We start from the raw sequence: 14,565 nt of genomic DNA on the forward strand, positions 1-14,565 counted from the left end.
TAACAAACACAGCGGAGTTTTAATGATAGTAAACGTCACCTCGATTGTAATAGAGAGGTCTACAAACTGTATGGGGTTAATATATAGCTTCTAGATCTCTCCACTTCGGTCGAGAAGACGACATAGTTTCCAAACCGAGCTTGCGAGCTCATCGTAATCTGTCATTGGTAGAGCTTGTACCGACTTATCGATAAAGAATGACGACTACCGAAGGCAGATGCATAGCAAACCAATCTGTATTTAAGCAAAAGACTGCCACACCGTTTCCGATTCTTGGAATAGGCTGTTCCTCAGGTCCGCGATGACGATGATTGATTACTTTTTAGACGCCTCATTAAAGTTTTGTTCAAGAGCTTTTTAAAACGATTAATATTAAGTATATTTAGTTATTGAAATCAAGCGAATGTTGATCTAGTTGTCAAAAGTCTTTTCAAACTACTTAATATAAACACGATTACGTCATTTATTCTAAATGATCGATAAAAAACAAAAGTATGAAAATAACAGTCATAGGAGCAGGAGCCGTAGGAGCCACTACCGCAGATAATATAGCAAGAGGTAATTTTGTAGAAGAAGTTATATTACTAGATATTAAAGAAGGTGTCGCTGAAGGTAAGGCCCAAGACATGATGCAAACGGCAGCATTACTTGGCTTTGACACCAAAATAAAAGGTGTTACCAATGATTATAGCCAGACTGCAGGTAGTACCGTAGCGGTGATCACCTCCGGTATCCCGCGTAAACCTGGCATGACTCGAGAAGAATTGATAGGAACCAATGCCAACATCGTAAAGTCTGTTGTTGAAAATCTAGTAAAACACTCTCCAGAAGTTGTTATTATAGTCGTATCCAACCCAATGGATACCATGACATACCTTGCACTAAAGACAAGTGGCCTACCGAAAAACAGAATCATTGGAATGGGAGGAGCACTTGATTCTGCTCGATTTAAATACCAATTAGCTTCTAAGCTAAATGCGTCTCCTTCAGATCTCAATGCTATTGTCATCGGCGGTCATGGAGACACGACCATGATACCATTAATTAGTAAAGCAACTTGGAATAGTATCCCTGTCAGTACATTCTTGTCTGATGAAGAGCAAGCTGATATCATAAAAAAGACAATGGTAGGTGGAGCCACCTTAACTGCGTTAATAGGCACTTCGGCTTGGTACGCTCCCGGAGCTGCAACTGCAGCGATGGTTAAGAGTATAGTCCTAAATGAAAACAAACTTTTTACTGCATCGGTATACTTAGAAGGTGAAATGGATGAAGAAGATCTTAATATTGGTGTCCCGGTTATTATTAACAAAAAAGGTTGGGATAAAATCGTGCCTCTGACACTCAATGATGAGGAACAAAAAGCATTTAAAGCAAGTGCCGAAGCCGTAAGGAACATGAACGCTGTGCTTAAAGACAGTAATATAATCTAATTTACCAGACTATAAAACCATAGGAGCGATCTCACAATGTATACTTTAGCGTAGCAAAATGGAGATTCCGCCAGTTGGCGGAATCTCGGAACGGTAATCTATGATGAGCCCCTCGGGGGGTCTCGACTACACTACGTTTTGTTCGATTACTTGTCCCGATTTCGGGAAGACGTGGTAGTTTGAATTTTAGACAGCCTCTAAGAAACATATATGCACACCATCCCATTACACATCCTTGCATTGGAACAGCAAGGCTATCACATATTAGTAGAGGTCAAACTTTTTGACACCATTCATAAAATGGTAGTTGACACGGGCGCGAGCAAAACAGTCTTTGACAAAAGTATGTTGTTTCAAGCAGGAATGACAGAGACTGCACTCATCACATCCAATATACTTTCGACAGGTTTAGGTACCAATGCGATGGAAAGTCACACTTTCCATCTAGAGAACTTCAGCATTGCCGACTGGTTGTGTAGCCCCATCGAAGTTGCTGTATTAGACTTATCAACGATTAATTATGCTTATACCCAAATGGGGATATCTCCTATTATTGGGGTACTAGGAGGAGACATTTTACTACAGTATGGAGGAATAATCAATTACAAAAAAAGAACCCTTACTTTAAACAAACACAGACGAAAACAAGCCTACAAATAGTCAATCTATATTTCCTATATAAAAGAATCTAAATGGATTAGGAGAGCTACAAAATTCGCTTTTATATTACGACACAATTATACGGCGTGTAAAGGCAGATTTATATAGTAATATCCTCGAAAAGATTTGAAAATAACATGGGGAGGGGTAACCTAGCGAATGGAGATTCGTTTTACTACAGTTTCCGTACCAGATCCGACACGTACAAAATAAAACCCAGGAGACACCTTACCTTCGGTTTCAAAAGAAAGGTTTTGATTACCTGCATCCAGTGTAGAGTTTGACAGATTCAAGACCTCATTACCCAAAGCATCCATTAACTTTATAGCAACATTACTTTGCTTAGTCAATTTGAATGAAACACTTATCTGTTCTGCAACCGGATTGTACATCACTTTTACATTGGTCACTACCTTCTCTGCGGCGTCATCTTTACCGGCCGAGACAGATGCGCCGACCAGTTCATACCCAACGCTACCGCCAATATTAGCATGGGCAGTATGTACACACGCTAGCAAGACAAAGCTAGTGTACATTATTTTCGCGTATTTAAGGATATTTACTTTCATTATTAATTTAGACAACACACAATTGGAAATGGTTTAATCAAATCTAATCAATACCAATCAAACTTCCTAATACAAAGTTAGTTTTTTAAAAAGCTAAGTGTGCATGATATTATATATATTTTCTGCTTTTAACAATTTTTAACAAGAAAATTCGTTACGTCAAGATTTTGCTCTATATTGGCACCATATTTAATAGTAACACGGTAAATAATGACTATGGGCTCAGACCATAAACACACATTGAATCGCCTCAGTATGGGCGGCTTACTCATCTCCTTAGGAATCATATTTGGAGATATTGGAACTTCTCCACTTTATGTTTTCAAAGCAATTTTTAACCAAGGCACCATCGACAAAGACCTCGTTTTAGGGAGCATTTCATGTGTGTTTTGGACGTTGACGTTGCAAACGACCATCAAGTACGTCCTGATTACCCTAAATGCCGACAATAAAGGAGAAGGGGGCATACTTTCCCTTTATTCCCTGGTACGTAGAAAAGCCAAATGGCTGATTATACCGGCTATCATCGGTGCCTCTACCCTGCTCGCAGATGGTATGATTACTCCCGCCATTACGATTTCCTCAGCTATCGAGGGATTGGCTATACATAATCCATCCTTTCCTACGGTACCTGTTGTCGTAATTATTATCTCCTTATTATTTCTCATCCAACGTTTTGGCACCTCTATCGTAGGCCGAGTTTTTGGTCCTTTAATGCTCGTGTGGTTTACAACCATCGGATTGTTAGGATTCTCTTACATACATTATGCACCAGAAGTAATCAAGGCTATAAATCCTTATTACGCTATCGAAACCATAATCAACTACCCCAATGCTTTATTTATTATAGGTGCTATTTTCCTTTGTACTACGGGTGCAGAAGCACTTTACTCCGATATGGGACATTGCGGAAAATCCAATATACGCATTAGTTGGATTTATGTTAAGCTGACCCTTATCTTAAATTATTTTGGTCAGGGAGCTTGGTTAATTATGCATGAGGGAACCCCTATCGGCGAGCACAACCCTTTCTACGCAATTATGCCTGATTGGTTCCTAATTTATGGAATTACGATAGCAACTATAGCCGCAATCATTGCTAGCCAGGCCATGATTTCAGGCTCTTTCACATTGATATCAGAAGCCGTAAGGCTCAACATCTGGCCTAAGGTCGCTATTCGATACCCTAGCGACCAGAAAGGACAACTCTATGTACCTTCCATCAACCTCATTTTGTTTATAGGCTGTATGCTGGTTATTGCTGTCTTTCAAAAATCAAGTAATATGGAAGCCGCTTACGGGTTATCTATAAATCTGACATTTTTGTCGACGACCATACTAATGATCTTTTTCATGCTCCGAAAACGCGTAAACAAAGTATGGATTGTACTCTTCGCAATTGTTTATTTCACGGTTGAATTAGCCTTTTTAACAGGTAATGGAGTTAAAATAACGCATGGTGGATGGTTAACATTAATACTTGCCTTTACCATATTCACCGTTATGTTCTCTTGGTACAGAGCGCGCAAAATAAAGAATATGCATGTGCGTTTTGATGATATTAAAACCTACTACCCGATCATCTCTGAGTTGAGTGAAGACACATCGGTACCGACTTTTGCTTCTCAACTGGTTTATTTGACCAGTGCCAACAACGTAGAAGAGATAGAGACAAAAATTATTTATTCCATTATCAATAAAAAACCAAAACGCGCCGATGTCTATTGGTTAGTCCATGTGGATGTTCTGGATACCCCTCACGGTAGAGATTATAAAGTCAATCAATTGATTCCAGGAAAGCTTATCCGTATTGATTTTAAACTTGGATTCAGAGAAGAACAAAAGATCAGTTTACTTTTCCGCAAAGTTGTCGAGGATATGGTAAATAAAGGAGAAATAGATATCACCAGTCAATATAAAACATTAAAGAAACATAAAATTGCAGGTGATTTCAATTTTGTTGTTTTAGAAAAAGTCTTCACTAAAACATCCGACTTAAGCTGGGGTGACCGTATCATTATGGAAATCTACAAAATACTTAAACATTTCAGTTTAAGTGAAGAAAAAGGCTTTGGGCTTGACAGTAGTTTTGTGACGTTAGAACGCGTCCCTCTAAACATTCCCAACACCGAAAACATTAAGTTAAGAAGGTTAAAATAATACAGAAGAAAAGTTAGAAAGTCGGCGTGCTAAACGCACGCCGACTTTCTAACTTTCTTTAACCGCATCTTTATTCAGCTTCGAGTGCTTATACCCATAAATAAAATAGATAAGCAACCCTATCGCTAGCCAAATTATAAATATAATCCAGTTGCTAGCTCCCAATTCGCTCATTAGATACAAATTAACGAGTATCCCTATAACCGGAAGCAACGAAAAATTATGTTTAAAACTGAAGAAACTTAACACCAACCAGGTTCCCCAAAAAACAACTACAAGCGACTTGTGTATAATAACGTCCTTAGTCCCCAGTGTCTGCCACTCTTTAAGGCTATCCTGTCCATAAACATACATCAAGATAACTCCTGCGATAAAGCCCAATCCTACAATATACTTACCATTGACATACGGCACTCTGAATTTAGCCTTCTCAGAAAGTCCCGATTTATCCATATAAAGCACACCACCACATACTAGGATAAATGCAAAAAAAGTACCGACAGAAGTAAGGTCAACAAAGAAGTCCATTTTGAAAAACAACGCCGGAACAGCAACTACAAAACCTGTGACTATGGTTGCAAAAGAAGGCGTCTTATATTTCGGATGAATAGTTGCAAATTTCTTCCAGAGCAAACCGTCTCTACTCATAGTCATCCATATACGAGGCTGAGCTAATTGAAACACAAGTAGTGCACTCGTAATCGCTATAACAGAGGTTACTGAGATAATACCAGCCATATGATCAAATCCTACATACTGAAACACATAAGCCAACGGATCTTTCACATTTAGATCCGTATAGTTGACCATCCCCGTCAAAACCAATGTAATCAACACATACAACACCGCACATATTATCAGACAGTATATCATTGCTTTTGGAAGATCTCGCTGTGGATTTTTACACTCTTCAGCAGTAGTCGATATAGAATCAAAACCAATAAACGCAAAAAACACCGCAGCAATACCACTCAACACACCTCCCATTCCATTAGGCGCAAAAGGTGTCCAATTCTCCGGCTTTATAAAAAAGGCACCGCCCAAAATAACAGCTATTATGATTCCGATCTTAATCACAACCATGATGTTACTAGCACGTTGAGATTCCTTAATTCCAATATATACCAAGCAAGTAACTAAGACTGTAATCAATCCAGCTGGTAAATCAAAGATAATAGGTAAATCTCCAATTTTTGGCGCCGTATTGTACGCCTCAAGAGCTATTTTATCAATCCCGGTCAATTTATCTGCTCCTACTTCAAGCATCTTGGCATGCGCTTCGATTGCATATGCGGGAGCCATAGTTAACCACTTAGGGATATAAAGTCCAAATCCCTCACACATCGAAACAAAATATTGCGACCAAGAAATGGCTACCACCATATTAGAAACAGCATATTCCAATACCAATGCCCATCCTATTATCCAAGCAAACAACTCACCGAAAGCAACGTAGGCATACGTATAAGCCGATCCCGATACCGGAACTGTACTCGCAAATTGAGCGTAAGACAGAGCCGTAAACACACATGCAAAAGCAACAAATACAAATAGAAGTGACACGGCTGGACCACCATTGTAAGCAGCCAATCCAATGGTGCTAAATATACCAGCACCTACTATTGCCGCGATTCCCAAAGAGACCAAGTCTCGCACACCTAATACCTTTGCCAGTCCAGAACCATGGTTCTGAGCATCACTTAGTATTTGGTCAACACTTTTCTTTCTGAAAAGTTGATTCTTCATATTTGTAAAGTTAGAATGTTAAGAAGTTATAAAGCTCAAAGATAGAAGTTAAAAAGTCCATTAAAGCTTCTGTGTTATATAATTGTAAATTTCAAAAAAATCAGACATATGTTCCTTCTGATATTCTTCCAATCTTTGCCCCAATTGTTGTATATGTCTATCACTCACCTCAAATTTCCATATCCTTTTACATATATTAAAGAGTGCATGGGGCAGGTTTTCAACCTTAGCATATTCAAAGATATATTTTGATGCTATAAATTTATCATAAAAAATGAAAAAGCGATCGCTATCCACTTTTTCCAACCCACGAAGATAGGTCGCTACCGCTTTTCGATCCACCTCTTCCAAATGTTCATACAGTCGTCCTACATTCAATAGATCATGAGCGATAAGTTGATGATCTAATAGCAATTCCAAAGCAATATGAGCTAGAAAAGAAGCTCTAATCGGCAGATCGAGAATATCCTGTTCGATTGCGATCCGCAATTGATGGGTATGTTTATAAAAAAAATCAGAATTATGAAACAAGCGATCAACTTCTACGTGTCTTTCCCAACCCTCTGTAATCGATACCGCCTTTGGCGTTGACTGCAACAACTGATCGTATTTATGGAGTTGAAACGAATACCCTTTGTCTACATTTTTTAATAGATCAGGCAAAAGCCCTCCCAAAACTTGCTCAGGCTCTACAGCATAGCGTTCAAAATAATAATGCGACAAAAAGTTCACAACAGGAGTATATTTTAAATTATCGTAATATACATCTTAATATCTTATCTTTGCAATCTTAATAAAAATTAAATAAATATGAGTTTTGTAGAAGAATTACGTTGGAGAGGCATGCTTCAAGACATTATGCCCGGAACCGAAGAGTTACTTACTAAAGAGAAAGTAGCTGGATATATCGGTTTTGACCCAACCGGCGATTCTTTACATGTTGGTCATTTGACCCAAATCATGACTCTAATCCATTTTCAAAATGCCGGACACAAACCTGTAGCCCTTGTAGGTGGTGCTACTGGAATGATTGGAGACCCTTCATTCAAGTCGGCAGAAAGAAACCTTTTAGACGAGACTACACTCAATCACAATGTAGCTTGTTTAAAAAATCAGTTAGCTAAGTTTTTAAATTTTGGTGAAGGTGAAAACGATGCCAAGATGGTAAATAACTACGACTGGTTTAAAGATTTCAATTTTTTGGATTTTATTCGTGACGTGGGTAAGTTGATTACGGTCAATTACATGATGTCCAAAGATTCGGTAAAGAAACGCTTAGAAGGTGATAATGGTCTATCATTCACCGAGTTTACTTATCAACTAATTCAAGGTTATGATTTTTATTATCTATGGAAACATCATAACTGTAAAGTACAGATGGGTGGATCAGACCAATGGGGTAACATTGTGACAGGTTCCGAAATGATCCGACGTCAAGATCAAGGTACGGCCTTTGCTGTTACCACTCAATTGATCAAAAAATCTGACGGACAGAAATTTGGCAAGACCGAATCTGGTGCTGTATGGTTAGATCCCAAAAAGACTTCTCCGTTCAAATATTACCAATTTTGGTTGAATGCGACAGACGATGATGCAAAAAACTGGATCAAGATCTTTACTCTAAAAAGTAAAGACGAACTGGATGCTATTATAGCAGAGCATGACACCGCACCACATTTACGCGTTGTACAGAAAGCTCTAGCCAAGGATATTACTATTCGTACACACTCTTTAGAGGCCTACGAAATGGCAATCAAAACTTCCGAGTTCCTATTCGGAAATGGTTCCTTAGAATTCTTAACAAGTTTAGATCATGAAGCTGTACTAGATGCATTCGATGGAGTACCTCAATTTACAATTGACAAAAATGAGCTGATCGAAGGTATCAATATTTTAGATCTATTAGCGCTCAAGTCTCAGGTATTCTCCTCAAAAGGAGAAGCTAAAAAAATGCTTACCGGAGGTGGTGTTTCTTTAAACAAAGAAAAGCTAAACAATGTAGAACAGATAATAGACGCCACGAATCTGATCAACGAAAAGTATCTTGTAGTACAAAAAGGAAAAAAGAACTACTTTTTAATAATAGCAGAATAATCGAAGAATTAAATAGACAAACAGAAGCCACTTTTTCGGAAGTGGCTTCTGCGTTTTATAACCTTCCCTTTATAGGGTATCAAACTTATCACTTTATTAACCAATATATTTTTACTTTTTAGTTTTTACTTTTTAATTTCGTACATGATTAGCAATAGAGAGTTATTCTTAAAAAACACCGCTCAAACGTCAAATAGTCCGCGTCTAATCGAAATTGAACGGGCTGAAGGTTCCTATTTATACGGTCCAGAAGGACAAAAGTATTTGGATCTTGTATCCGGTTTTAATGTTAGTAATATCGGTCACCGACATCCGAAGGTAATTGAGGCTATTAAATCCCAACTAGACAAATATATGCACGTCACCGTTTACGGTGAATTCGTTCAAGCGCCACAGGTAAAATTCGCCACCAAGTTACTAGAGCAACTACCTTCCTTCTTTCAATCCGTTTATTTGACAAACTCTGGAGCAGAAGCCGTAGAAGGAGCTATGAAGATAGCAAAGAAATACACAGGACGAAGGCAAATCATAGCAGCTAAGAAAGCGTACCATGGAAGTACACAAGGAGCGCTTAGCCTCATTGGTAACCCCGCCTATCAAGAAGCTTATGCTCCTTTATTACCCGAAATTGAGTTTATCACATTTAATGACAGCAACGATCTCTCTCAGATCACAACGGCAACGGCAGCTGTTATTGTAGAAGCCATCCAAGGTGAGGCTGGAGTTCGCGTCCCAGATATGGCCTATATAAAGGCCTTACGTCAAAGATGCACGGAGACAGGCACACTTCTAGTTTTTGATGAAATTCAAACTGGATTTGGGCGAACCGGGTCGATGTTTGCTTTCCAACATTTTGATATTATTCCAGACATTCTGATGCTTGCAAAAGGAATCGGAGGAGGCATGCCTTTAGGTGCTTTCGTTTCTTCAAAAGAGATTATGGATGTGATCAAAGACAACCCTATGCTTGGTCACATTACGACATTTGGAGGACACCCAGTAAGCTGTGCAGCAGCCCTAGCATCACTGGAGGTTATCCTAGAGGAAAAGTTGATCGAGGGAGTCGCCGATAAAGCGAAATTATTCAAAAAAGAACTAACCCATCCCAAAATAAAAGAGATTCGAGGTTTAGGGCTTATGATGTGTCTTCAACTGGAAAACTTTGATCAAGTCTATAATATCAGTAAACACTGCGCAGAACATGGCGTCATGATCGACTGGTACCTACACTGCGAAACAGCATTGCGCGTCGCTCCTCCATTAACAATTTCAAACGATGAGATTATAGAAGCTTGTAAAACCATTAAAGAAGCTATTGATAAATTTTGTTAGTTGTTAGTTATTCCTTAATTTGAGGCCTATTAAGCCTTTAATTCATGAACAACAGAAGAACATTTATCAAAAATTCAGCCTTAGCTCTGGGTGCGAGCTGCCTGTCCAACTATTCGTTGAAAGCCGAATCTATTTCTACGCGATCAAAGATAGAGATACAACAGGGGGATATCATCCTATTTCAGGGGGACTCTATAACAGACAATGGTAGGAGCAGAGATAGTGTGCTCCCTAATGATACCCAAGCACTGGGGCGAGGGTATGCTATGCTTGCCGCAAGCACGTTATTACAAAGACATGCCGAGAAGAACATTAAAGTGTATAACCGTGGCATCAGCGGCAATAAAGTACCTCAATTGCAAGATAGATGGCAATCCGACTGCATTGACCTGTCCCCTTCGATATTGAGCATTCTGGTAGGAGTCAATGATTATTGGCATACAAGAAATGGCAATTATGTGGGGACGGCTCAGCTCTACAAAGAACAATACCAAAAACTACTGGACACTACATTAAAGAATTTACCAAGGGTAAAACTAATTATCGGAGAACCTTTTGCTGTAAAAAACGTGAAGCATGTAGATGACAGCTGGTTTCCCGAATTTGCAAACTATCAACGTGTAGCCCATGAGATTGCTAAGGAGTACAATGCCATACTCCTTCCCTACCAAAACATATTTGACAAAGCAACACATCGTGCCTCTGGCGACTATTGGACCACCGATGGCGTACATACTTCAGCAGCCGGCGCTGATTTAATGGCTCAGCATTGGCTAGACTGTTTTAAGTAAACTCAAGATAAAAAAAACAACACTTAACATTAACTTAATATATGCTTCATTTTTTGTTTATAGCTTTGCAAAAATAAAATCATGGAGAATTATTTATATTTAGTCATCATTACACTGATTACCTTGGGTATAATTGACCTAATGGTCGGTGTAAGTAACGATGCTGTAAACTTTCTAAACTCTGCTATTGGTTCCAAAGCCATTCCGTTCCGATTGATCATGATTCTTGCCAGCGCAGGTATTTTGTGTGGAGCGGTATTTTCAAGTGGCATGATGGAAATTGCACGAAGTGGGATCTACATACCTAGTATGTTTAGCTTCAACGATGTCATTATCATCTTCCTAGCGGTTATGATTACGGATATCATCTTGTTAGACGTATTCAACTATTTCGGTCTACCCACTTCCACTACAGTTTCAATCGTATTCGAGCTTTTGGGAGGAGCTGTCTGTTTAGGACTGTATAAAATAGCGACCACAACAGGAGATTGGTCCACGCTATCGCACTATATAAACACAGAAAAAGCATCAGAAATTGTAATAAGCATACTCCTATCAGTAATACTCTCTTTTACGGTAGGTATGGCTGTGCAATATGTATCACGATTGATATTCACCTTTCAATTTGAGAGGAAAATGAAAACATTTGGTGTGTTCTTTGGTGGAGTTGCACTAGCTGCTATCAGTTACTTTATTATCATCAAAGGACTAAAGACCGTTAGTTTTATTGACAAGTCCACAAAAGAATGGATCAATACGCACGAACTATTACTCATCGCAGGAAGTTTTGTATTGTTCACCATATTTAGCTTTATACTCACCCAATTAAAGATCAACATTCTAAAAGTTATTATTGGAATAGGTACATTCGCTCTTGCACTATCTTTCGCTGGGAATGACCTGGTCAACTTTATCGGCGTTCCGGTAGCTGCTATCCAAGCGATAGGCTTTTTCAGCGCTTCTGGCGGTAATCCAGACACTTACATGATGAGCGAACTTGGTTCAGCAGATATTGTTGCACCGATTTGGATTCTATTTATCTCCGGTGGTATCATGATCATCACCTTATGGACATCAAAAAAAGCAAAAACTGTCATTGAGACTGAAATGAGTCTCAGTAGCCAGGATGGAGGGGCCGAAAAATTCCAGCCCAATACATTATCAAGATGGATTGTTCGTGGTTTTTTAAATTTAGGTACCGGTATAAGCTATTTAATGCCACGCGCACTACAGACCCGTCTAGATCGTTCTTTTGAAAACGAGCGCAGTACAGCCAAAAAGAAGACGCAGGACGAGCCCATGTTTGACATGGTCCGTGCGTCGGTCAACCTAATGGTTGCGAGTAGTCTGATTGCACTCGGCACATCTATGAAGCTACCATTATCCACCACTTACGTAACATTTATGGTAGCCATGGGTACCGCGTTTGCCGACCGCGCTTGGGATCGGGAAAGTGCCGTATACCGTGTCTCTGGAGTCTTTCATGTTATTGGAGGTTGGTTCTTTACTGCTGCCTGTGCTTTCGCAGGTGCATTTGTAATAGCTTACTTATTGAAAATAGGTGGCATAATTACTTTTGTAGGGGCATTAGTTCTGCTAGCCTTACTTTTAGTTTATAATGCAAAGAGTCATAAGAAAAAAGTTGCCGAACAAGCTAAAAGAAAATTAAAGCTAGCTAAAGAAGATATACATACCCTTCAACAGGTTACGGAAGCTAGTTCCGATCAGATCAGCGAGGTGTTTGCCAAATCGAATATTTTCTATAAGGAGATTGTGGACGGATTAATCAAAAATGACCTGACGACACTTTCGATGAATAAAAAGTTGATCAAGAAATTCCTTCGCGATCTAGATTCGACCAATGACAATCTCTATAATTTCATACGGAATCTTGACGACTCTTCAGTCAAAGGTAGCCGGTTTTACATTATGTCTTTGGGCTACCTGCAGGATATCGTCGAGAATCTTTATGTGATTGCTGGCAATGCACAAAGCCATGTCGATAATAATCACAAGATGTTGAAAGACTACCAAGGCAATGATCTACAACTCGTAGCTTCAGAACTGGGCAACTGGTATGCCGAAGTATATAACATGTATAGAAGACGTGACTTTTTGAAGATAGACAATACGATGAAACAACGTGATCAGTTGCAAAAGGTCATCAACAACCTATTGGACAAACAGATTGACCACATCCGTACGACAGAAAACAGTCCAAAGAATACAAAACTATATTTCTCCATTCTATTGGAAACCAATGAACTTATTAGTTCTACCTTCAAATTACTGCGGTTGAACAAAGAATTTGAAGAGTTTAAAATAAACAACAAGAAAATTAAGTAAGAAAAGAAAAGCCCGCTGATGCGGGCTTTTCTTTTCTTACTTAATGTGCCAATACCTCTGGCAGCTCTTCAATATCGACTTCCCCATTCTCCGAAATAGAAACAAATCGAACCGGCACAATCTCATTGACCAATAATGGGTCATATGCTGTACGTACCTTCACATAGTTTTTTGAAAAACCGTGCATATAACCATCCTTAATATCCGACTCAAATAACACCTCACCTACAGCTGTTAGATTCTCTTCGTAAAACCCTCTCCGTTTCTTTTCAGACAGTATATGGAGCATCTTACTACGATCAGAACGTTGAGCTCCTGGTACAGCACCTTCCATTTGAGCTGCTATCGTGTTCTCTCGCTCGGAATAGGTGAATACGTGTAGATAAGAGATATCCATTTCATTTAAGAAATTATAGGTATCAATAAAGTCCTCTCGGGTCTCCCCAGGGAAACCAACAATCACATCGACTCCTATACAGCAGTTAGGCATCAAGCTTTTTATCTTCGCCACCCTTTCTGCATATAACTCACGCTTATAGCGTCTGCGCATCTGCGCTAATATCTTATTAGATCCCGACTGCAATGGCATATGGAAGTGAGGCACGAAACGCTTCGATTGTGCCACAAATTCAATCACCTCGTTGGCCAACAAATTCGGTTCAATAGAAGAAATACGAATTCTGTCAATGCCCTCAACTTCATCCAGGGCTTTTACCAGATCCAAGAACTTGTCCTGACGCTTACCATCCCTAATACCAAAATCTCCGATATTAACCCCCGTCAATACAATTTCTTTTACACCCGATGCAGCAATCTCTTCCGCTTGTTTTACGATGTCTTCAATCTTGCCCGAACGACTTGCACCACGTGCCAATGGAATCGTACAGAATGTACACGAATAATCACAGCCATCCTGCACCTTTAAGAAAGTACGCGTACGATCTCCGATAGAAAATGCAGACACAAATTGATTCGTTTCGTCTATTGGTGCATTATGAATGATTGTCTTTTCCTGCTTAGTCAGGTCATTGATATGTTCGATGATATTAAACTTCTCAGCCGCTCCTAACACCATGTCTACTCCCGGAATCTCGGAAATCTCCTTCGGTTTCAGTTGAGCATAACAGCCTACAATGGTAATATAAGCATTGGGCGAATGCTTTAATGCTTCCTTCACCACCTTACGACATTTCTTATCTGCGTGATCCGTTACGGAACACGTATTGATTACATAAACATCTGCCTGCGAATTAAAAGGCGTGGTTTCATAGCCCGCATCCTTAAAAATACGACCTATAGAGGATGTTTCTGAAAAATTCAGCTTACATCCCAGTGTGTAAAAAGCAACTTTTTTATTCATATCGATCTGCAAAAATACACATTTTTATAGATATGAGATTTCAGAAATCAGAATTCAGTGCTCAGGCTGAAGAT

General features: G+C 39.3%; 11 protein-coding genes. 7 read left to right on the plus strand and 4 right to left on the minus strand.

The window, feature by feature from the left end; all coding sequences use genetic code 11:
• Positions 1-494 precede the first annotated feature (494 nt).
• The gene (locus B5X76_RS17115) at positions 495-1,433 is read left to right on the plus strand and encodes a malate dehydrogenase (RefSeq protein ID WP_079645018.1); all 939 of its coding nucleotides are present in this window, start codon (positions 495-497) and stop codon (positions 1,431-1,433) included.
• A gap of 210 nt (positions 1,434-1,643) precedes the next feature.
• Positions 1,644-2,093, plus strand: coding sequence for a retropepsin-like aspartic protease (locus B5X76_RS17120; RefSeq protein WP_079645019.1), 450 nt, complete (start codon positions 1,644-1,646; stop codon positions 2,091-2,093).
• 152 nt (positions 2,094-2,245) lie between these two features.
• On the opposite strand, the gene B5X76_RS17125 is transcribed toward B5X76_RS17120, so the two are convergent.
• Complete coding sequence (locus B5X76_RS17125) at positions 2,246-2,662, minus strand: T9SS type A sorting domain-containing protein (protein ID WP_079645020.1); 417 nt, start codon at positions 2,660-2,662, stop codon at positions 2,246-2,248.
• 210 nt (positions 2,663-2,872) lie between these two features.
• Here B5X76_RS17125 and B5X76_RS17130 point away from each other — a divergent pair, with 210 nt between their 5' ends.
• Complete coding sequence (locus B5X76_RS17130) at positions 2,873-4,822, plus strand: KUP/HAK/KT family potassium transporter (RefSeq protein WP_139375369.1); 1,950 nt, start codon at positions 2,873-2,875, stop codon at positions 4,820-4,822.
• Positions 4,823-4,870: 48 nt separating this feature from the next.
• Here B5X76_RS17130 and B5X76_RS17135 read toward each other — a convergent pair whose 3' ends face one another.
• Together B5X76_RS17135 and B5X76_RS17140 are read right to left on the minus strand one after the other, a co-directional pair.
• Complete coding sequence (locus tag B5X76_RS17135; protein WP_079645022.1) at positions 4,871-6,568, minus strand: amino acid permease; 1,698 nt, start codon at positions 6,566-6,568, stop codon at positions 4,871-4,873.
• Between the two features lie 60 nt (positions 6,569-6,628).
• Positions 6,629-7,300: a hypothetical protein gene (locus B5X76_RS17140; protein ID WP_079645023.1), complete on the minus strand. Its 672-nt coding sequence runs from the start codon at positions 7,298-7,300 to the stop codon at positions 6,629-6,631.
• A 78-nt stretch (positions 7,301-7,378) separates the two neighbouring features.
• Between B5X76_RS17140 and tyrS the strand changes: the two genes are divergently transcribed.
• The 4 genes from tyrS (at position 7,379) to B5X76_RS17160 (ending at position 13,131) form a co-directional block, all read left to right on the plus strand.
• Positions 7,379-8,662 carry a tyrosine--tRNA ligase gene (gene tyrS, locus B5X76_RS17145; RefSeq protein ID WP_079645025.1) on the plus strand — a complete coding sequence of 428 codons (1,284 nt, stop codon included), beginning with the start codon at positions 7,379-7,381 and terminating at the stop codon, positions 8,660-8,662.
• Positions 8,663-8,806: 144 nt separating this feature from the next.
• Complete coding sequence (locus tag B5X76_RS17150; protein ID WP_079645027.1) at positions 8,807-9,994, plus strand: aspartate aminotransferase family protein; 1,188 nt, start codon at positions 8,807-8,809, stop codon at positions 9,992-9,994.
• A gap of 44 nt (positions 9,995-10,038) precedes the next feature.
• Positions 10,039-10,785: a GDSL-type esterase/lipase family protein gene (locus B5X76_RS17155; RefSeq protein ID WP_079645029.1), complete on the plus strand. Its 747-nt coding sequence runs from the start codon at positions 10,039-10,041 to the stop codon at positions 10,783-10,785.
• 81 nt (positions 10,786-10,866) lie between these two features.
• Positions 10,867-13,131 carry an inorganic phosphate transporter gene (locus B5X76_RS17160; protein WP_079645030.1) on the plus strand — a complete coding sequence of 755 codons (2,265 nt, stop codon included), beginning with the start codon at positions 10,867-10,869 and terminating at the stop codon, positions 13,129-13,131.
• A 40-nt stretch (positions 13,132-13,171) separates the two neighbouring features.
• Here B5X76_RS17160 and mtaB read toward each other — a convergent pair whose 3' ends face one another.
• The gene (gene mtaB, locus B5X76_RS17165; RefSeq protein WP_079645032.1) at positions 13,172-14,491 is read right to left on the minus strand and encodes a tRNA (N(6)-L-threonylcarbamoyladenosine(37)-C(2))-methylthiotransferase MtaB; all 1,320 of its coding nucleotides are present in this window, start codon (positions 14,489-14,491) and stop codon (positions 13,172-13,174) included.
• Positions 14,492-14,565 lie beyond the last annotated feature (74 nt).

Origin of the sequence: Sphingobacterium nematocida (assembly GCF_900168125.1) — a bacterium.
Classification (GTDB): domain Bacteria; phylum Bacteroidota; class Bacteroidia; order Sphingobacteriales; family Sphingobacteriaceae; genus Sphingobacterium; species Sphingobacterium nematocida.